A 19,826-nucleotide genomic window follows, 5' to 3' on the forward strand; every position below is an offset into this window, starting at 1 on the left:
ATGCGTTGGATCACCCGCCCCGGCTGGCCCGGTAACCTGCTGGCCCTGGCGGCCGGTGCCTCCACCCTCCTGGCCCTGGCGCCTTTCGACATCTGGCCCTTGGCCGTGTTGTCCATCGCCCTGCTCTACCTCGGCCTGCGCGAGCTCAGCCCGCGCCAGGCCATGTGGCGCGGCTGGTGGTTCGGCTTCGGTCTGTACGGTGCCGGTACCTGGTGGATCTACGTCAGCATGAACACCTACGGCGGTGCCTCGCCGCTGCTGGCGATCCTGCTGCTGCTGGCCTTCTTCGCCGCCCTGGCCTGGTTCTTCGCCCTGCCCACCTGGCTGTGGGCACGCTGGCTGCGCCGCACCGAAGCACCACTGGCCGACGCCTTGTGCTTTGCCGCCCTGTGGCTGCTGCAAGAGGCCTTCCGCGGCTGGTTCCTGACCGGCTTCCCCTGGCTCTACGCCGGCTACAGCCAGCTGGACGGCCCGCTGGCCGGCCTGGCACCGCTGGGTGGCGTGTGGCTGATTTCCTTCGCACTGGCCCTGACCGCTGCCCTGCTGTGCAATGTGCACCGCCTGCGCGCCCGCCCCTCGTTCCTCGCGGTGGGCTGCCTGCTGTTGCTGGCCCCGTGGGTGCTGGGCCTGGCGCTCAAGGGCCATGCCTGGACCAAGCCGGCGGGCGACCCACTGAAAGTGGCGGCCATCCAGGGCAACGTCGAGCAGGACCTGAAATGGGACCCGGCGCACATCGATGCGCAGCTGGCGCTGTACCGTGACCTGAGCTTCAGTTCCAGGCCGGTAGACCTGCTGGTGTGGCCGGAAACCGCGGTCCCGGTGCTCAAGGACCAGGCCCAAGGCTATATCGACGTGATGGGCCGGTTTGCCGCCGAGCGGCATTCGGCGCTGATTACCGGCGTACCGGTGCGTGAAGTGGTGCATCACCAGCGCCGCTACTACAACGGCATCACCGTCACTGGTGAAGGCGATGGCACCTACCTCAAGCAGAAGCTGGTGCCTTTTGGCGAGTATGTGCCGCTGCAGGACATGCTGCGTGGCCTGATCGAGTTCTTCAACTTGCCCATGTCGGACTTCGCCCGCGGGCCGGAAGACCAGCCGCTGCTGCAGGCAAAGGGCTACCAGATTGCGCCTTACATCTGCTACGAGGTGGTCTATCCCGAATTCGCCGCAGGCCTGGCGTCCCGCAGCGACCTGCTGCTGACCATCAGCAACGACACCTGGTTCGGTACCTCGATCGGCCCGTTGCAGCACCTGCAGATGGCACAGATGCGCGCGCTGGAAGCCGGGCGCTGGATGATCCGCGCCACCAACAATGGCGTGACCGCGCTGATCGACCCGTTTGGCCGCATTACCACGCAGGTACCGCAGTTCCAGCAGGCGGTGCTGTATGGCGAGGTGGTGCCGATGCAGAAGCTGACGCCGTACCTGCAATGGCGGTCGTGGCCGCTGGCGATTTTCTGTGCATTGCTGCTGGGTTGGGCGTTGCTGGCAGGCCGTATAGCCAAGACTGTTTAACCAGGCGACGCAGATCACTGTAGGAGCGGCCTTGTGTCGCGATAGGGCCGCAAAGCGGCCCCGGCATTCCCGGCATAGAAGCTGAAATCTGGGGCTGCCATGCAGCCCATCGCGACACAAGGCCGCTCCTACAAGGGATCGCGTAAGCCGGTAAATCAGTAGAACAGCCGATACCCCACCAACCCGGCCACTTCATTGAGCAACTGCCCGCTCTGCCACATCGCCCGGCTCTCCGGCAGCAACCCGCCGAACGGCCGCGCATGATCGCGCCCGAGGAACCCGACTGGCGCCGGCACCACCTCGAACCCCGCCTGCTCGAAGCTCCAGCGCGAGCGCTGCATGTGCCAGGCCTGGGTCACCACGACCACCCGGCGCATCCCCAACGGCTGCAACACCTTGGCCGTTAGCCGGGCATTCTCCCAGGTCGTGCGGCTGCCCTCCTCCCGCCATTTCACCTCGACACCGAAATCTTCACGCAGGCGATCAGCCATCAACCGCGCCTCGCTCGGCGGCGTGCCATAGTGCAACCCGCCACTGGTCAGCACCGGCAAGCCCGAAGCCTTGGCCAGCCGCGCGGCGAAGCGCATGCGCTCCAGCGCCGTGGCCGTGGGCTGGTCGCTACCACCCCAGGCCGGGTCACCTCGCTCACGCCCCGCGCCCAGCAGCACGATGGCATCCGCCCGGCTTGCCAGGCCGGCCCAATCGCTTACCGCCAGCGGCGCTTCCGTCTCCAGCGCACGGGCGGTTTCCTGCACCACCAGCGGCAGGCTCATCAGCCACAGGCCACCAAGGCCCACGGCAAAACACAGCGCTGCCAGCCTGGGCCGGCGGCGACGCAGCCACCACGCCACAAGCAGCAGCAGGAACAGGACGCCTGGCGGCATCAGCCATTGTTTGACGAAGAATCGGATCGGCATTGGCCACACCTCCTTGGCAGGCGTGCAGCCTAGAAGGATCGACGCCGGTCAACAAGGGTGTGGCCGGCGCCAATCGTGAGCTGTGCAAAATTTAAGAACCGGCGCGCGATTGCCTGCGCCTGGCGTCCTGAACGGCTAGCGATGCGGCAGCGTCCTGGATCTCGCCGTGCTGGCGGGGCGTTTCTTGTCCTTGAGCCAGATGATCTTGGCCGATGTCGGCTCCGCTTGTGGGTAACTGCCGACACAGGCATTGTGGCGCTCCGGGAGGGAATCCAGGTAGGCCTTGATCAGTTCGAACTCTGCGTGGCTCAGGCCACGCAACTCCAGCTCGGCTGGCATTTCGTCGCGCAATCGCACCGAGGTCCTGGCCACTTCCAGCGCCAGGCCAAGCCGGTCGATCAGGCGTTCGTATAGCTCCGGTCTGATTGCGGGTAGCTGCGTCTCTCCCATCCGTTCACCTCATTGAAGATAAGAATATCTCCCCCCACACCTGAGCTTAGCGTCGTTGAAAAAAGCAGCCGTGTGCCGCGACCAGCGGGCATTCGCAACGAAGGTTTCCCACGATGCGCGGCGCTGCTGTATGCTACGGCGTTCACTCTAAACGACACCGGAGTGCCGGACGCAGCGAGGTTCCGCTGCCTGGAACAAGGTCTCTTCCCTCTCAGCAAAAAGTAGCCATGCACGAACAATACACGCCCCGTGATATCGAAGCCGCCGCCCAGAAGTTCTGGGACGAGCAACAATCGTTCGCTGTTACCGAACAGCCAGGCAAGGACACCTACTACTGCCTGTCGATGTTCCCGTACCCGAGCGGCAAGCTACACATGGGCCACGTGCGCAACTACACCATCGGTGACGTGATTGCCCGCTACCAGCGCATGCTGGGCAAGAACGTCCTGCAGCCGATGGGCTGGGACGCATTCGGTATGCCCGCGGAAAACGCGGCGATGAAGAACAACGTCGCCCCGGCCAAGTGGACGTACGAAAACATCGACTACATGAAGACCCAGCTCAAGAGCCTGGGCCTGGCCATCGACTGGGCACGTGAAGTCACCACCTGCAAGCCCGACTACTACCGCTGGGAGCAGTGGCTGTTCACCCGCCTGTTCGAGAAAGGCATCATCTACCGCAAGAACGGTACCGTGAACTGGGACCCGGCGGACCAGACCGTACTGGCCAACGAGCAGGTCATCGACGGCCGTGGCTGGCGTTCGGGCGCGCTGATCGAGAAGCGCGAAATCCCGATGTACTACTTCCGCATCACCGACTACGCCGACGAGCTGCTGGAAAGCCTCGACGAGCTGCCGGGCTGGCCTGAGCAGGTCAAGACCATGCAGCGCAACTGGATCGGCAAGTCGCGCGGCATGGAAGTGCAGTTCCCGTACGACCTGGCCAGCATCGGCCACGAAGGCACCCTCAAGGTCTTCACCACCCGCCCCGACACGCTGATGGGCGCCACCTACGTCGCCGTCGCCGCCGAACACCCGCTGGCCACCCAGGCCGCCCAGGGCAATCCGGCGCTGCAGGCGTTCATCGACGAGTGCAAGAGCGGCAGCGTTGCCGAAGCCGACATGGCCACCCAGGAGAAGAAGGGCATGGCCACTTCCCTGCTGGTCGAGCACCCGCTGACCGGCGAGAAGCTGCCGGTATGGGTCGCCAACTACGTGCTGATGCACTACGGCGATGGCGCCGTCATGGCCGTGCCGGCCCACGATGAGCGCGACTTCGAGTTCGCCCACAAGTACAACCTGCCAGTCAAGGCCGTGGTGCGCACCAGCGCTGGCGACGAAGTCGGCAGCGAGTGGCTGGCCGCCTATGGCGAGCACGGCCAACTGATCAACTCCGGCGAATTCGACGGCCTGGACTTCGCCGGTGCCTTCGACGCCATCGAAGCCGCCCTGATCCGCAAGGAGCTGGGCAAATCGCGTACCCAGTTCCGCCTGCGTGACTGGGGTATCAGCCGCCAGCGCTACTGGGGCTGCCCGATCCCGATCATCCACTGCCCATCCTGCGGCGACGTACCGGTGCCGGAAGACCAGCTGCCGGTCACCCTGCCGGAGAACGTGGTGCCGGACGGTGCCGGTTCGCCACTGGCGCGCATGCCTGAATTCTACGAGTGCAGCTGCCCGAAATGCGGCACCGCGGCCAAGCGCGAAACCGACACCATGGACACCTTCGTCGAGTCGTCCTGGTACTTCGCCCGCTACGCCTCGCCGAACTACGAAGGTGGCATGGTCGACCCGAAAGCGGCCAACCACTGGCTGCCGGTCGACCAGTACATCGGCGGTATCGAGCACGCCATCCTGCACCTGCTGTACGCGCGCTTCTTCCACAAGCTGATGCGTGACGAAGGCCTGGTCACCTCGAACGAGCCGTTCAAGAACCTGCTGACCCAGGGCATGGTGGTGGCCGAAACCTATTACCGTGTGGCCAGCAACGGCGGCAAGGACTGGTTCAACCCGGCCGATGTCGAAGTCGAGCGTGATGCCAAGGCCAAGATCATTGGCGCTCGCCTGAAGACCGACGGCCTGCCGGTGGAAATCGGTGGCACCGAAAAGATGTCGAAGTCGAAGAACAACGGCGTCGACCCGCAATCGATGATCGACCAGTACGGCGCCGATACCTGCCGCCTGTTCATGATGTTCGCCTCGCCGCCCGACATGAGCCTGGAGTGGTCCGACTCCGGCGTCGAGGGCGCCAGCCGCTTCCTGCGCCGCGTCTGGCGCCTGGCCCAGGCTCATGTAGCCCAAGGCCTGCCGGGCAAGCTGGATGTCGCCGCCCTGGACGACGCGCAGAAGGTCATCCGCCGCGCCATCCACGCCGCCATCAAGCAGGCCAGCACCGACGTGGGTCAGTTCCACAAGTTCAACACCGCCATCGCCCAGGTGATGACCGTGATGAACGTGCTGGAAAAGGCCCCGCAAGCCACTGAACAGGACCGTGCCCTGCTGCAGGAAGGCCTGGAGGCCGTCACCCTGCTGCTGGCGCCGATCACCCCGCACATCTCCCACGAGCTGTGGCAACAGCTGGGCCACCAGCAGGCCGTCATCGACGCCAGCTGGCCAGCCGTCGACGAGGCAGCCCTGGTACAGGACACCGTCACCCTGGTGGTGCAGGTCAACGGCAAGCTGCGTGGCCAGGTCGAAATGCCGGCCGCCGCCAGCCGCGAAGAAATCGAAGCCGCCGCGCGCAGCAACGAGAACGTCCTGCGCTTCATCGATGGCCTGACCATCCGCAAGGTCATCGTGGTTCCGGGCAAGCTGGTCAACATCGTCGCCAACTGATGGCAACGCCCGCCCGCAGGCACTGCGGGCGGGCGAACAGGCCCACAAGGGAGCAACAACATGATCAAACGCAATTTGCTGGTAATTGGCCTGGCGGTCATGCTCAGCGCCTGCGGTTTCCAGCTGCGTGGCACCGGCTCCACCGAGCTGAGCGTGAAGGAAATGGACGTAAGCGCACGCAACGCCTACGGCCCGACCGTGGTCCAGCTGCGTGAAGTACTGCAGCGTAGCGGCGTCAACGTGCACGCTGGCGCACCGTACCGACTGGTGCTAACCAACGAGCAGGAGCGCGAGCGCTCGGCGACCTACAACAGTGGCAACCGTACCGCCGAGTACGAGCTGACCACCGTGCTGAACTACAGCATCCAGGGCCTGAACAACCTGGAGCTGATGAGCGACAAGCTGGAAGTGCGCAAGATCTACTTGCGGGACGGCTCGAACATCACCGGCTCCGAACAGGAAGCCAACCGCGCCCGCGAAGAAATGCGTCGCGACCTGGTCAACGCCATGGTCGTTCGCCTGCAGATGCTGACCCCGTCCCAGCTGGACGAGCTGCAGCGTCAAGCCGACGAGCGTGCCAAGGCCGAAGCCGCTGCGCTGGAGGCCGCTCGCCGCCAGCAGGCCGAAACGCCTCAGCAGTCGCCACTGGAAGTACCGGGCAACTAAGCCCGAGCGGGGTACCTTCGGGTACCCCGCCTGTTTCCCATGAAGCTCGCTCCCGCCCAACTCAACAAGCATCTGCAAGGCGCCCTGGCACCGGTCTACGTGGTCAGCGGCGACGACCCGCTGCTGTGCCAGGAAGCCGCCGACGCCATCCGCAACGCCGCGCGCCAGCAGGGCTTCGACGAACGCCAGGTATTCAGTGCCGACGCCAACTTCGACTGGGGCACCCTGCTCCAGGCTGGCGCCAGCCTGTCCCTGTTCGCCCAGCGCCGCCTGCTGGAATTGCGCCTGCCCTCGGGCAAGCCTGGTGACAAGGGCGCTGCTGCGCTGATGGAATACTGCGCCAACCCTGCCGAAGACACCTTGCTGCTGGTCAGCCTGCCCAAGCTCGACGGCAGCGCACAGAAGACCAAGTGGGGCAAGGCGCTGATCGAAGGTGCCCACTGCCAGTTCATCCAGATCTGGCCGGTGGATGTGCACCAGCTGCCGCAGTGGATCAACCAGCGCCTGCAGCAGGCCGGCCTGTCGGCACAGCGTGACGCCGTCGACCTGATTGCCGCGCGCGTGGAAGGCAACCTGCTGGCGGCCGCACAGGAAATCGAAAAGCTCAAGCTGCTTGCCGAGGGCAACCAGATCACCGTGGAGACCGTGCAGGCCGCCGTCGCCGACAGCGCCCGCTTCGATGTCTTCGGCCTGGTCGATGCCATTCTCAACGGCGAAGCTGCGCATGCCTTGCGTATGCTCGAAGGCTTGCGCGGTGAAGGCGTGGAGCCACCAGTGATTCTCTGGGCCCTTGCCCGAGAGCTGCGCCAACTGGCGGGGCTGGCCCAACAGTTCAGCCAAGGTGTACCGCTGGACAAGGCCTTCAGCCAGGCCCGCCCACCGGTCTGGGACAAACGCCGGCCACTGGTCAGCAAGGCCCTGCAGCGCCTGTCGGCGCAGCGTTGGGCGCAGTTGCTGCAGGATGCCCAGCGTATCGATGCACAGATCAAGGGGCAGGCCGAGGGCTCGCCGTGGACCGGCCTGGCGCGCTTGTCGCTGCTGATGGCCGGCCAGCGCCTGACACTCCCGCCCGAGTAAATCGTCCTCCAGACTGCCTCAGTGCCCTGTAGGAGCAGCCTTGTGCTGCGAAGAGGCCATAAGTGCCGAAGAAAGTCTTCTGCCTTACAGACCTCTTCGCAGCACAAGGCTGCTCCTACAAGGGCCCTGCCAAATCCATAAGAACCAGGTATTCGGCCATATACACAATCAATTGGCCCCACCCTGCCCCAAGCCCTACAGTGCGCTGCGAAACCCACCCAACCGGGGAACCCCGCCATGAGCAAAAAGCCGAAAAAGCACGGCCCCAACAAGGCCAAGTCGATCATCGCCCAACCGCTGTTCCGCTGCCGCCAGGAACAGCCGAACAAGGGCAAAGGCAGCTACCGCCGCGAAGCCTTCCAATCGAGAGATTGGGAGGCTTCCTACTTTTTGGCTGCATGAAAGCATCGAGAGCGCAGGCATGATATGGTCGTCACCTGACCTGCAATTCTGGATCTGTGAATGCTCCTCAGTCTTCTCCCTCGCTGGAAAACCCGCCAGCTGATCGCGGCCTCCAGTTTCATCCTGCTCGTGGCCTGCGCAGAAAAGCCCACCGCCGCCGACGCCCTGCCGCTGGCCCCCGCCCAGCCCACCCCTGTGGTGACCCTGCCCGGCACGACGCCCGACACCAGCACTGAAATCCAGCCTCTGCAAACCTTCGCGCAATGGCAAGCAGGCTTTCGCCAGCAAGCCCTGCAAGCCGGCATTTCGCAGGATACGTTCGACCGCGCCTTCCTCGGCGTCACCCCCGACATGGACGTGATCAAGGCCGATCGCAGCCAGCCGGAGTTCACCCGCCCCGTATGGGAATACCTCGAAGGCGCCCTGTCGCCTCTGCGCGTGCGCAACGGCAAGAAGCTGCTGGAGCAGAACGCCGAACTGCTGACCCGCATCGAGCAAAGCTATGGTGTCGATCGCCAGGTGCTGGTCGCGGTATGGGGCATGGAAAGCAACTTCGGCCAGTTTCAGGGCAACAAGTCGGTGATCCGCTCGCTGGCTACTCTGGCCTATGAGGGCCGACGCCCGCAGTTCGCCCAGGACCAGCTGATCGCCGCGCTGCAGATCATTCAGCACGGCGACATCCAGCCTGAGGCCATGCGTGGCTCGTGGGCCGGTGCCATGGGCCAGACCCAGTTCATCCCGACCACCTACAACACCCATGCCGTGGACTTCGACGGCGATGGCCGCCGCGACATCTGGAACAGCACGGCAGACGCCTTGGCCTCGACCGCGCACTATCTGCAGAGTTCGGGCTGGAAGCGTGGCCAGCCGTGGGGCTTCGAGGTACAGGTGCCGCCTGGCTTCGATTACTGGCAGGCCGATGGCGCCCTGCGCAAGCCGGTGAGCGAGTGGCTGGCGATGGGCGTGAAACTGCCTGCCGGTACCCAGTTGCCGGTGGGTAGCAACCAGCTGTCTGCCGCACTGCTGCTGCCCGCGGGCGCGCGTGGCCCGGCGTTCCTGGTGCTGGACAACTTCCGCGCCATCCTCAAGTACAACAATTCGTCGTCCTACGCGCTGGCAGTAAGCCTGCTGGGTGATCGCTTCACGGGCTGGGGCTTCATTGCCGGCAGCTGGCCGAAAGAAGACCTGCCCCTCAGCCGCAGCGAGCGCATGGAGCTGCAGAACCTGCTGAACAGCAACGGGCACGAAGCCGGCAATGCCGATGGCATCATTGGCGCCAATACCCGCAAGGCGATCCGCAATGCCCAGCAGGGGCTGGGGTGGCCGGCGGATGGGTATCCGACCCACAAGCTGCTCGAGAGCCTGCGCAAATAGTGAGATTGCTGGGGGCGCGTTGCGCCCCTTTCGCGACACAAGGCCGCTCCCACAAGCGATAACACTTCTCCTGTGGGAGCGGCCTTGTGTCGCGATGGGCTGCAAAGCAGCCCCGGCGATCTCAAGCCTTGAACAAATCCTGCTCCAACACCAATGTCTGCCTCCCGCTATCCAGCATTACCTGAGCCCCCAACGGCAAGCACACATTCGGGTCACAATGCCCACTGCGCCACCCGGCCAGCACCGGCACACCCAGCGGCGCGAAGATATCCTCCAGCAGGGGCGTCAACGCCGCAGTGGTAATCCCGGCAAAGTCCCCCACCAGCACACCCTTCACCCCCTCCAGCTTGCCTGCCAGGCGCAGCTGGGTCAGCAAGCGATCCACCCGGTAAAGCGGCTCGTTGACGTCCTCGATGAACAGGATGCAGCCCTGCGTATCCAGCTCGGCAATCGTCCCCAGGGTCGCGCCCAGCATCGACAGGTTGCCGCCCAGCAGCGGCCCGCTGGCCACCCCATGCAACACACTGCTCAAGGCGAAGTCAGCAGGGTGCACGATCTGCTCCCCTGCCCGCACATGCCCACCCAGCTGCGCCAGCAACGAAGTCTCGGTTGGCGGCAACTTGGCCCCCAGCAGGTCGGCATTGAGCATCCCGCCATGGAAGGTGAGCAGCCCGGTATGCCGGTAGATCGCCGTGTGCAGCGCGGTTATGTCGCTGTAACCGATCAGCGGTTTGGGGTTGCGCCGGATCAGTTCGAAATCGAGTTGGTCGAGCAGCCGCATGCTACCGTACCCCCCACGCATGCACAGAATGGCGTCGATAGCCGGGTCGGCAAAGGCATCATGCAGGTCCTGTAACCGCTGCCGGTCCGGCCCCGCCAGATAGCCCTGAGCCTGAAGGGCTCCCGGATAGATGCGGCAGCTGTAGCCTCTATCAACGAACCACTGGTTGACCTTGTGCGTATCCAGCCGCGCCGCGCCCGCCGGGGCGACAATGGCAAAACAGGCATCACGCGGCAGCGCGGCTGGCAGGCTGGGTTGGAAGGTTTCGGCGCAATTCATCGCGGCTCCTTGCAGCGCGTGTGGCACAAAGAAAAATGCCGATGCGGCCCTTCGGCGCGCATCGGCATGCGTGGCTCTGTGCTTGGCTCAGAGCTTGATCTTGGCTTCGTGAGCCTGCTGGTCAGCGTGGTACGAAGAACGCACCAACGGGCCGGAAGCGACGTTCTTGAAGCCCATCTTGTAACCTTCCTCGGCGAACCAGGCGAAGGTGTCCGGGTGAACGAAACGCTGCACCGGCAGGTGGCTGCGCGACGGCTGCAGATACTGGCCGAGGGTGAGCATGTCGATGTCATGCTCGCGCATGCGGTGCATCACTTCGATCACTTCCTCGTCGGTCTCGCCCAGGCCGAGCATCAGGCCCGACTTGGTCGGTACGTGCGGCACCAACTGCTTGAACTTCTGCAGCAGGTCCAGCGACCAGTCGTAGTCCGAACCCGGGCGCGCGGCCTTGTACAGGCGCGGTACGGTCTCGAGGTTGTGGTTGAACACATCCGGCGGCTCTTGCGCGGTGATCTCCAGGGCAATATCCATGCGCCCACGGTAGTCCGGCACCAGGGTTTCCAGCTGTACGCCCGGCGACAGCGCACGGATTTCGCGGATGCAGTCGGCAAAGTGCTGGGCACCACCGTCACGCAGGTCGTCGCGGTCCACCGAGGTGATCACCACGTACTTCAGGCGCAGGTCGGCGATGGCGATGGCCAGGTTCTTCGGCTCGTCCAGGTCCAGCGGTTTCGGCCGGCCGTGGCCAACGTCGCAGAACGGGCAACGACGGGTGCAGATGTCACCCATGATCATGAAGGTGGCGGTACCACCGGAGAAGCACTCGCCCAGGTTCGGGCAGGATGCCTCTTCGCATACGCTGTGCAGCTTGTGCTTGCGCAGCAGCTGCTTGATGCGGTCTACCTCGGGCGACACCGGGATACGCACGCGGATCCAGTCGGGCTTCTTCGGCAGCTCTTCGGTGGGGATGATCTTCACCGGGATGCGCGCCACCTTTTCGGCACCACGCAGCTTGACCCCGGCTTCCACCTTCTTCGGCGCTGGGCGCGGGGTGGCATCCTGGGTAGGTATCAGGTTCGGCACGGCTTCTTGCACAGTTGTCATATTCAGTCGATTCCGCCCGTGAGGGTCGTCTGCTCAGCGTAGTCGAGGTGCTTGACCAGCTGTCCGCGCAGCCTTGTCCTGACCTCGTCGAGTTCGATCGGACCTGCCAGGTCGCGCAGCTGGGTCATCGCCAGCCCCGCATAGCCGCAGGGGTTGATTCGGCGGAATGGCGCGAGGTCCATGTCCACGTTCAGGGCAAGGCCGTGGAACGAACGGCCGTTGCGGATTCGCAGGCCGAGGGAGGCGATTTTCGCTCCGTCGACATAGACGCCCGGGGCATCGGGCTTGGCCGCGGCCTGGACATCGTAACTGGCGAGCAGGTCGATGAGGGTCTGCTCGATACGGCTGACCAGCTCACGCACGCCAAAGCCCAGCCGGCGCACATCCAGCAGCAGGTAGGCCACCAGCTGCCCGGGGCCATGGTAGGTCACCTGGCCACCGCGATCGGTCTGCACTACCGGGATGTCGCCCGGCACCAGCAGGTGCTCGGCCTTGCCGGCCTGGCCCTGGGTGAAGACCGCGGGGTGCTCGACCAGCCAGACTTCATCCTGGCTGTCCGGGCTGCGCTGCTCGGTGAAGCGACGCATGGCCTCCAGCACCGGTTCGTAGGGCTGCAGGCCAAGCTCGCGAAAACCGAGGCAGGCGGACATCAGAGCACCATTTTCACGATGCCGGTAGCGCGCAGGGCGCTGTTGATATCGTGCAGCTGGTTCTCGCTTTCGGCAACGATGTGCAATTGCACGGTGGTGTACTTGCCTTCCTTGCTCTGGCGCTCGGCCAGGGTGGAAAGGTCGACCTTCGCGTGCTTGCTCAGGATCTCGATCACCGTGTCCTTGAAGCCGACAACGGTGTCACCGATGACCTTGATCGGGTAATCGTCGCAGGGGAATTCGATCTTGTGCGACTTGACGTCTGGTTCGCTCATGGCGGAAACGGCCTCGTAAGCCGTGGCAACAACAACGCCCCCGCTGGATACGCGGGGGCATGCAGGTCACGTATCAGTTGAACAACCCGTAGAAGAATAGACGGATGCTATCCCACATACGGCGGAAGAAACCACCTTCCTCGACGCCATCGAGGGCGATCAGGTCGGCGCTGTGAACCACTTTCTCGTCCAGTTTGACTTCCACTTTGCCGATCACGTCACCTTTGGCGATTGGCGCGGTGAGCTGCGGGTTCATGGTCATCGAAGCCTGCAGGCGCTTCAATTGGCCTTTAGGCATAGTCAGGGTCAGATCGTTGGCCAGGCCAGCTTTCACTTCGCCAGTCGCGCCTTTCCAGACCGGCGACTTGGTCAGCTCGGTACCCTTCTGGTAGAAGGTCTGGGTTTCGAAGAAGCGGAAGCCATAGGTCAGCAGCTTCTGGGTCTCGGCAGCACGCGACTGCTCGCTGTTGGTGCCGAAGACCACGGCGATCAGGCGCTGGCCATCGCGAACGGCCGAAGCCACCATGCAGTAGCCGGCTTCGTCGGTGTGGCCGGTCTTCAGGCCGTCGACAGTCTTGTCACGCCACAGCAGCAGGTTGCGGTTTGGCTGCTTGATGTTGTTCCAGAAGAACTCTTTCTGCGAGTAGATGGCGTAGTGGGCCGGGTCGACATTGATGATCGCACGGGCCAGGGTAGCCATGTCGTGGGCCGACGAGTAATGGTCCGGGTGCGGCAGGCCGGTCGGGTTCATGAAGTGGCTGTTGGCCATGCCCAGGTCGGCAGCGGTCTTGTTCATCATGTCGGCGAAGGCGTCTTCGCTGCCGGCGATGTGCTCGGCCAGGGCAACCGAGGCGTCGTTGCCGGACTGGATGATGATGCCATGCAGCAGGTCGCTGACGGTCACCTGGCTGCCCACCTTGATGAACATGCGCGAACCGCCGGTCCGCCAGGCGTTTTCGCTGACGGTAACCGGGTCGTTTTCACCGATCTGGCCGCGACGGATGTCCAAGGTGGCGATGTAGGCCGTCATCAGCTTGGTCAGGCTGGCAGGCGGCAGGCGCTCGTCACCGTTGTTCTCGACCAGCACGTTGCCGCTGGACGCATCCATGAGTACGTAGGACTTGGCTGCCAGTTGCGGTGGCGCCGGCGTCATCTGCTCAGCCGCGAAGGCGGCAGGCGTGATCATCAGCAGTACGGGCAGGCAAAGTCGTTTGGCAAGGTTGGTGATGTTCATCCGTCTCTCGAAAATCGCTAATGGTCTGATGTTCCCTGGGCAAGATCATGTGCCCAGCGCCAGTCAGTCTAGTTTTTGCGGCCGTAGGCCTGGCTCGCAATGTGCGGCTTTATGTCGCTGCGGGCAAAAGCCGACATTGTACATGCCCGCGCCCGTCAATTCATGACAAAACCGACAGTTTGGTGTTGCCTTCTTCGCGGGCGCGCCCGCTCCCACAGGGTTTCGCATGCCCTGCGGGAGCGGGCGTGCCCGCGACGAAGGCAACGCGGTCAGTCAGCTGTGACCAGCTTGGCCTGCCCAAGGTTCGCCAGGCGGATGCTGTCCTGCGCTTGCTGGATCTCGCCCTGGCTGTTGATCGGCCCGAGGCGCACGCGGTGCAGGGTCTGCTGGTTACGCACGATCGAGCTGATGAACACTGGCGCGCTGACCATGCTGCTGAGCTTGGAGCGCAGCAGTTCGGCGGCGTCCGGGTTGGCGAAGGCACCCACCTGCAGGAAGCTGCCGCCACTGCCGACCGGCACGTTGTTGCCAGCCACCTGCACCGGCACCACCGGCGCCGCATGCTGCTGGGGCGGCGGGGTCCATTGCTCGACGCGCCCGGTACTGGCCGGGATCGCCTGGGTCTGGGCCACCTGGGGCTCCTTGAGCACCATCGGTGGCGTCTGGCCACGCTGGGCCCACCACTGCTGCGGGTCGATGCCTTCGACGCGCACGTGCGCGGTACCGATCTCGGCATAACCGAGCTTTTTCGCCGCGGCATAGGACAGGTCGATGATGCGGTCCGAATAGAACGGCCCACGGTCGTTCACCCGCAGGATTACGCTACGGCCGTTGGCCAGGTTGGTCACCCGCACGTAGGCCGGCAGCGGCAGGGTCTTGTGCGCCGCGCTCATGCCGTACAGGTCGTACAGCTCGCCGTTGGCGGTGTTCTGGCCGTGGAACTTGGTGCCATACCACGACGCGGTACCTTCCGCGCGATAATTGCGCGAGTCCTGCATCGGGTAGTAGGTCTTGCCCAGCACCGTGTACGGGTTGGCCTTGTAGTTGCCGGTGTGCACGGTTGGCGTGGCGTCGGGGATCTTGTTCACATCCACGTCCCACCACGGCGCGCCGTCCTTGTGCGCGCGGTTGATGTCCAGGCCCGGCTGGGTGCGCACCACGTTGCCACTGCTTTGCTGGGGCGGGCGGTTGGACGAACAGCTGGCCAGCACCACGCCCACGGCGAGGCAGGTGAGCAGCTTGAAAGACTTGCCAGAGATGATTGCGCGCATTACTTGACGCCCCGTGCTTGAACCAGCTGTTCCGATAGCTGATGCACCGCCATGGCATACATCACGCTGCGGTTGTAGCGAGTGATCGCGTAGAAGTTCTTCAGGCCCATCCAGTACTCGGGGCCATTGTCGCCCTCGAGACGAAAGGCGGTAACCGGCAGATCATCGCGCAACGAATCATGGACCGACCAGCCAAGCGTGCGCAACTCCCCAACGGTTTTTACCGGCTCGATGCCGGTGGTCAGGCCTTCGTCGGCGCGCCCACCGTCCACCCAGGCGCGGCTGACCACACCTTCGCCGGCCACCCAGCCGTGGCGCTTGAAGTAGCTGGCCACGCTGCCAATGGCGTCGTCCGGGTTGTTCCAGATATTGATGTGGCCGTCGCCGTCGAAGTCCACCGCGAAGTTGCGGAAGCTGCTCGGCATGAACTGCGGCAGGCCCATTGCACCAGCGTAGGAGCCTTTGAGCGTCAGCGGATCGAGCTGTTCCTCACGGGCCAGCAGCAGGAATTCGCGCAGCTCCTTGCGGAAGAACTCCGCCCGTGGCGGGTAGTCGAAGCCCAGGGTCGACAAGGCATCGATCACTCGGTAGTTACCGGTGTTGCGGCCAAAGAAGGTTTCCACGCCGATGATGGCAACGATGTACTGCGCCGGCACGCCATATTCCTGCTCGGCACGGGCCAGCACCGCCTCGTGCTGGCGCCAGAAGTCCACACCGCGGGCAATACGCGCGTCAGTGATGAACATCGGCCGGTAGTCCTTCCACGGCTTTACCCGTTCGGCCGGGCGCGAAATGGCGTCGAGGATCGACTGTTTGCGCTGCACCTCCGCGAACACACCCATCAGCTGCTCAGGGGCAAAGCCATAGTCGCGGCTCATTTCGCCAACGAACTGGGCCACCTGCGGTGAGCCCTGATAATCGCCGGCATGGGCCAGCTGTACAGCGCCGAACAGGCCCACCGCGCCGATCCACGGCGCACAACGGGCAGCCCAGTTACGCACTGCTTGCATGAAGTTCTTCACCTTATTCAAACCTGAGCGATCCATTTGCGGTGCGTGTGGATCGACATCAGAACGCCAAACGCTGACAGCAGCGTCACCAACGAAGTTCCGCCATAGCTGATGAAGGGCAGCGGCACGCCCACCACGGGCAGAAGGCCGCTGACCATACCGATATTGACGAACACGTACACAAAGAAGGTCATGGTCAGGCTGCCCGCCAGCAGCTTGCCGAATAGGGTCTGCGCCTGGGCGGTGATCATCAGGCCACGGCCGATCAGCAGCAGGTAGACGATCAGCAGCAGGCAGATGCCGACCAGGCCGAATTCCTCGCCGAGCACGGCGATGATGAAGTCTGTGTGGCTTTCCGGCAGGAAATCCAGATGCGACTGGGTGCCGAGCAGCCAGCCCTTGCCGAACACACCGCCCGAGCCGATCGCCGCCTTCGACTGGATGATGTTCCAGCCAGTGCCCAACGGGTCGCTTTCCGGGTCGAGGAAGGTCAGTACCCGTTGCTTCTGGTAGTCGTGCATGACGAAGAACCACATCGCCACCGCCACTGGCACCGCAGCCGCCAGCACGCTGAGGATCCAGCGCCAGCGCAGGCCGCCCATGAACAGCACGAAGGCCCCGGAGGCGAGGATCAGCAGCGCCGTGCCCAGGTCGGGCTGGCGCACGATCAGGATGAACGGCACGCCGATCAGCACCAGGCTGATCGCCACATGCTTCAGATGCGGCGGCAACGTGCGCTTGGACAGGTACCAGGCGATGGTCGCCGGCATGATGATCTTCATGAACTCCGAGGGCTGGAAGCGGATCACCCCGGGGATGTTGATCCAGCGCGTGGCGCCCATGGCGTTGTGGCCCATCACGTCCACCACCACCAGCAACAGCACCCCGGCCAGGTAGGCCAGCGGCACCCAGCGAGCCATGAAGCGCGGCTCCAGCTGGGCGATGATGAACATCGACACCAGGCCGATGCCGAACGAGGTGGCCTGCTTGAGTAGCAGGTCCCAGTTCTTGCCACTGGCCGAATACAGGACGAACAGGCTACCGGCCGCGAGGGTCAGCAGAATGATCAGCAAAGGGCCGTCGACGTGGATGCGCTGCAGAAAGCTGGCGCGCCGACGCATCACATCCTCGCTGGAGAGCATGCGATCGAAATTGTTCATCACAGGGCTGATTCCTGGGTAACGGTGGCAGGCGCGAACTCGGGCTTGAGCCGGCCGTTTTCGTCGAGCAACCAGGCGTCCATCACCTGGCGCACCACTGGGGCGGCAACGCCCGAGCCGGACTCACCGTTCTCGACCATCACCGAAACCACGATCTTCGGGTCCTCGGCCGGGGCGAAGGCGACGAACAGGGCGTGGTCGCGGTGGCGCTCCTGGAGCTTGTTGCGGTCGTACTTCTCGCCCTGCTTGATCGCCACCACCTGGGCGGTACCACTCTTGCCGGCAATGCGATATTGCGAGCCGATGGCCGCCTTGCGTGCGGTACCGCGAGCATTGTGCATCACCTGCTCCATGCCATGAGTGACCTTGGCCCAGTCGGACTTGTCACGCAGCACGATGTTTTCCATGGGGTTGTCGTCCACCGGCGGCTGGCCTTCGATGCTCTTGGCCAAGTGCGGGCGGTTCCACACGCCCTTGTTGGCGATCAGCGCAGTGGCCTGGGCCAGTTGCAGCGGCGTGGCCTGCATGTAGCCCTGGCCGATGCCGAGGATCAGGGTTTCGCCGGGGAACCAGGCCTGGCGGCGGGTGGCGCGCTTCCATTCACGCGATGGCATCAGCCCGGCGGATTCCTCGAACATGTCGAGGGAAACCCGCTGGCCGATGCCGAACTTGTTCATGTAGCTGGACAGCCGATCGATGCCCATCTTGTGGGCAAGGTCGTAGAAGTAGGTGTCGTTGGAGCGCATGATCGCGGTGTCCAGGTCGACCCAGCCATCGCCCGAGCGGTTCCAGTTACGGTATTTGTGGTCGTAGTTGGGCAACTGGTAGTAGCCCGGGTCGAACACCCGGCTGCCGGCATTGACCACGCCGCTGTCCAGGCCGGCGATGGCCACCGCCGGTTTGATGGTCGAACCTGGCGGGTACAGGCCGCGCAGCACGCGGTTGAACAGCGGTCGGTCGATCGAGTCGCGCAGTTCGGCATAGGCTTTGAAGCCGATACCGGTGACGAACAGGTTGGGGTCGAAGCTGGGCTGGCTGACCATCGCCAGCACCTCGCCGGTACGCGGGTCGAGCGCCACCACCGCACCACGCCGGCCACCCAGGGCAGCCTCGGCGGCCTCCTGCAGCTTGATGTCCAGGCTCAGCACGATGTCCTTGCCCGGTTTCGGGTCGGTGCGCTTGAGCACCCGCAGCACGCGGCCGCGGGCGTTGGTCTCGACTTCCTCGTAGCCCACCTGGCCATGCAGGTCGGCTTCGTAGAAGCGCTCGATGCCGGTCTTGCCGATGTGGTGGGTGCCGCTGTAGTTCACCGGGTCGAGGGTTTTCAGCTCTTTCTCGTTGATCCGCCCCACATACCCCACCGAATGGGCGAAATGCGCGCCCTGCGGGTAATGGCGCACCAACTGGGCTACCACTTCCACGCCCGGCAGGCGGAACTGGTTCACCGCCACACGGGCGATCTGCTCTTCGTTGAGTTCGAACAGGATCGGCACCGGCTCGAACGGCCGGCGGCCCTGGCGCATGCGCTTCTCGAACAGGGCGCGGTCGTCGGGCGTCAACTCCAGCACTTCGACGATGGTATCCAGCACTTCCTGCCAGTTACCCGCACGTTCGCGGGTCATCGACAGGCTGAAGCTGGGCCGGTTGTCGGCGACGATCACCCCGTTGCGGTCAAAGATCAGCCCGCGGGTCGGCGGGATCGGCTGCACATGCACCCGGTTGTTCTCCGACAGCGTCGAGTGATAGTCGTGCTGGATGACCTGCAGGTAGTACAGACGCGCAATCAGCACGCAGATAAGCAGCATGATCGCGACTGCGCCGACCACGACGCGGTTGCGCACCAGGCGGGCGTCTTTCTCGTGGTCCTTGAGACGGATCGGCTGCGACATCGGACTGCTTACAGGCTCATTTATGGTAAGGATGCCCGGACAGCACGGTCCAGGCGCGGTAGATCTGCTCGCCGATGAGTATCCTTACCAATGGGTGCGGCAAGGTCAGCGGCGACAGCGACCAACGTTGCTCGGCGCGCGCACAGACCTCGGGCGCCAGGCCTTCCGGGCCGCCCACCATCAAATTCACCGTGCGCGCATCCAGGCGCCAGCGGTCCAGCTCGGTCGCCAGCTGCTCGGTACTCCAGGGCTTGCCATGGACCTCGAGGGTGACGATGCGTTCCCCTGGCTGAACCTTGCTCAGCATGGCTTCGCCCTCCTGACGGATCAGGCGGGCGACGTCGGCATTCTTGCCACGGGTGTTCAGCGGGATTTCCACCAGCTCCAGCGACAGCTCGGCGGGCAGGCGCTTGGCATATTCATGCCAGCCTTCCTCGACCCACTTCGGCATGCGCGAGCCAACCGCGATCAGGCGCAGACGCACAGCGCTTTCCTTATTCCCGGTCCTTGAGCTTGTCGGAGTACTCGTGGGCATGGTCCGGGCTGTGGTGCTTGCCATCGGCAGCACGGCTTTGCTCGGCACCCTGCCACAGGCGCTCCAGGTCGTAGAACTGGCGGGCAGCGGCGGTCATCATGTGCACGATGACGTCGTTCAGGTCCAGCAGGACCCAGTCGCTGTCGCCCTTGCCTTCTTCACCCAGTGGCTGGGCACCCTTGGCCTTGACCGCTTCGCGGACCTTTTCCAGCATCGCGTTGATCTGGCGGTTGGAGGTACCGGTGGCAATGATCATGTAGTCGGTCAGGCTGTGCTTTTCGCGCACGTCGATGACCTGGATGTCCTGGGCCTTGACGTCTTCCAGCGCTGCCTTGGTCAGGGCGACCAGTTCTTCGCCGTGGATTTTCTGCTTGGTCATATAAAACTCGTTCAACTCGTT

The 19,826-nt window shown here is 64.1% G+C and carries 19 protein-coding genes; 6 read left to right on the plus strand and 13 right to left on the minus strand.

What is annotated here, in order from left to right; genetic code table 11:
• On the plus strand, window positions 1–1,518 hold the full coding sequence (lnt, locus tag M1D87_RS23145; RefSeq protein ID WP_123083955.1) for an apolipoprotein N-acyltransferase: 1,518 nt from the start codon (window positions 1–3) through the stop codon (window positions 1,516–1,518).
• 155 nt (window positions 1,519–1,673) lie between these two features.
• Here the strand turns inward: lnt and M1D87_RS23150 are convergent, their stop codons facing one another.
• Window positions 1,674–2,435, minus strand: coding sequence for a YdcF family protein (locus M1D87_RS23150; protein ID WP_039613559.1), 762 nt, complete (start codon window positions 2,433–2,435; stop codon window positions 1,674–1,676).
• A gap of 135 nt (window positions 2,436–2,570) precedes the next feature.
• Window positions 2,571–2,885 (minus strand): hypothetical protein, encoded by a 315-nt coding sequence (locus M1D87_RS23155; protein WP_003257582.1) that lies wholly within the window; start codon window positions 2,883–2,885, stop codon window positions 2,571–2,573.
• 227 nt (window positions 2,886–3,112) lie between these two features.
• Here M1D87_RS23155 and leuS point away from each other — a divergent pair, with 227 nt between their 5' ends.
• The 5 genes from leuS (at window position 3,113) to M1D87_RS23180 (ending at window position 9,238) form a co-directional block, all read left to right on the plus strand.
• Complete coding sequence (gene leuS / locus M1D87_RS23160) at window positions 3,113–5,719, plus strand: leucine--tRNA ligase (protein WP_085720945.1); 2,607 nt, start codon at window positions 3,113–3,115, stop codon at window positions 5,717–5,719.
• 60 nt (window positions 5,720–5,779) lie between these two features.
• Complete coding sequence (locus M1D87_RS23165; protein WP_003257580.1) at window positions 5,780–6,385, plus strand: LPS-assembly lipoprotein LptE; 606 nt, start codon at window positions 5,780–5,782, stop codon at window positions 6,383–6,385.
• Between the two features lie 39 nt (window positions 6,386–6,424).
• Window positions 6,425–7,462, plus strand: a complete 1,038-nt coding sequence (holA, locus tag M1D87_RS23170; protein WP_039613557.1) for a DNA polymerase III subunit delta — start codon at window positions 6,425–6,427, stop codon at window positions 7,460–7,462.
• A 237-nt stretch (window positions 7,463–7,699) separates the two neighbouring features.
• Window positions 7,700–7,864 (plus strand): alternative ribosome rescue factor ArfA, encoded by a 165-nt coding sequence (gene arfA / locus M1D87_RS23175; protein WP_003257578.1) that lies wholly within the window; start codon window positions 7,700–7,702, stop codon window positions 7,862–7,864.
• A gap of 60 nt (window positions 7,865–7,924) precedes the next feature.
• Window positions 7,925–9,238 carry a lytic murein transglycosylase gene (locus tag M1D87_RS23180; RefSeq protein ID WP_013974349.1) on the plus strand — a complete coding sequence of 438 codons (1,314 nt, stop codon included), beginning with the start codon at window positions 7,925–7,927 and terminating at the stop codon, window positions 9,236–9,238.
• A gap of 121 nt (window positions 9,239–9,359) precedes the next feature.
• Here M1D87_RS23180 and M1D87_RS23185 read toward each other — a convergent pair whose 3' ends face one another.
• The 11 genes from M1D87_RS23185 to rsfS form a co-directional block, all read right to left on the minus strand.
• Window positions 9,360–10,298 (minus strand): S66 peptidase family protein, encoded by a 939-nt coding sequence (locus tag M1D87_RS23185; protein WP_123084722.1) that lies wholly within the window; start codon window positions 10,296–10,298, stop codon window positions 9,360–9,362.
• Window positions 10,299–10,385: 87 nt separating this feature from the next.
• Window positions 10,386–11,402, minus strand: coding sequence for a lipoyl synthase (lipA, locus tag M1D87_RS23190; protein ID WP_003257574.1), 1,017 nt, complete (start codon window positions 11,400–11,402; stop codon window positions 10,386–10,388).
• A gap of 2 nt (window positions 11,403–11,404) precedes the next feature.
• A complete protein-coding gene (gene lipB / locus M1D87_RS23195) occupies window positions 11,405–12,052 on the minus strand; it encodes a lipoyl(octanoyl) transferase LipB (protein ID WP_013974352.1) in 648 nt (215 codons plus the stop codon).
• On the minus strand, window positions 12,052–12,327 hold the full coding sequence (locus tag M1D87_RS23200) for a DUF493 domain-containing protein (protein ID WP_003249736.1): 276 nt from the start codon (window positions 12,325–12,327) through the stop codon (window positions 12,052–12,054). Before M1D87_RS23200 ends, lipB begins: the two co-directional genes overlap by 1 nt.
• 73 nt (window positions 12,328–12,400) lie before the next feature.
• Complete coding sequence (locus M1D87_RS23205; RefSeq protein WP_013974353.1) at window positions 12,401–13,561, minus strand: D-alanyl-D-alanine carboxypeptidase family protein; 1,161 nt, start codon at window positions 13,559–13,561, stop codon at window positions 12,401–12,403.
• 269 nt (window positions 13,562–13,830) lie between these two features.
• A complete protein-coding gene (locus M1D87_RS23210; protein WP_123084724.1) occupies window positions 13,831–14,832 on the minus strand; it encodes a septal ring lytic transglycosylase RlpA family protein in 1,002 nt (333 codons plus the stop codon).
• Entirely contained in the window at window positions 14,832–15,842 is a 1,011-nt protein-coding gene (mltB, locus tag M1D87_RS23215; protein WP_038410161.1) for a lytic murein transglycosylase B, read from the minus strand. The genes M1D87_RS23210 and mltB overlap by 1 nt, the downstream gene beginning before the upstream one ends.
• 17 nt (window positions 15,843–15,859) lie before the next feature.
• Entirely contained in the window at window positions 15,860–16,963 is a 1,104-nt protein-coding gene (rodA, locus tag M1D87_RS23220) for a rod shape-determining protein RodA (RefSeq protein ID WP_015271941.1), read from the minus strand.
• Between the two features lie 38 nt (window positions 16,964–17,001).
• Window positions 17,002–18,891 (minus strand): penicillin-binding protein 2, encoded by a 1,890-nt coding sequence (gene mrdA, locus M1D87_RS23225; RefSeq protein WP_061303523.1) that lies wholly within the window; start codon window positions 18,889–18,891, stop codon window positions 17,002–17,004.
• Between the two features lie 16 nt (window positions 18,892–18,907).
• Window positions 18,908–19,375, minus strand: a complete 468-nt coding sequence (gene rlmH, locus M1D87_RS23230; protein ID WP_003249722.1) for a 23S rRNA (pseudouridine(1915)-N(3))-methyltransferase RlmH — start codon at window positions 19,373–19,375, stop codon at window positions 18,908–18,910.
• Between the two features lie 10 nt (window positions 19,376–19,385).
• Window positions 19,386–19,805, minus strand: a complete 420-nt coding sequence (rsfS, locus tag M1D87_RS23235) for a ribosome silencing factor (RefSeq protein WP_013974359.1) — start codon at window positions 19,803–19,805, stop codon at window positions 19,386–19,388.
• Between the last annotated feature and the right edge of the window lie 21 nt (window positions 19,806–19,826).

This window comes from Pseudomonas sp. SA233 (assembly GCF_054792385.1).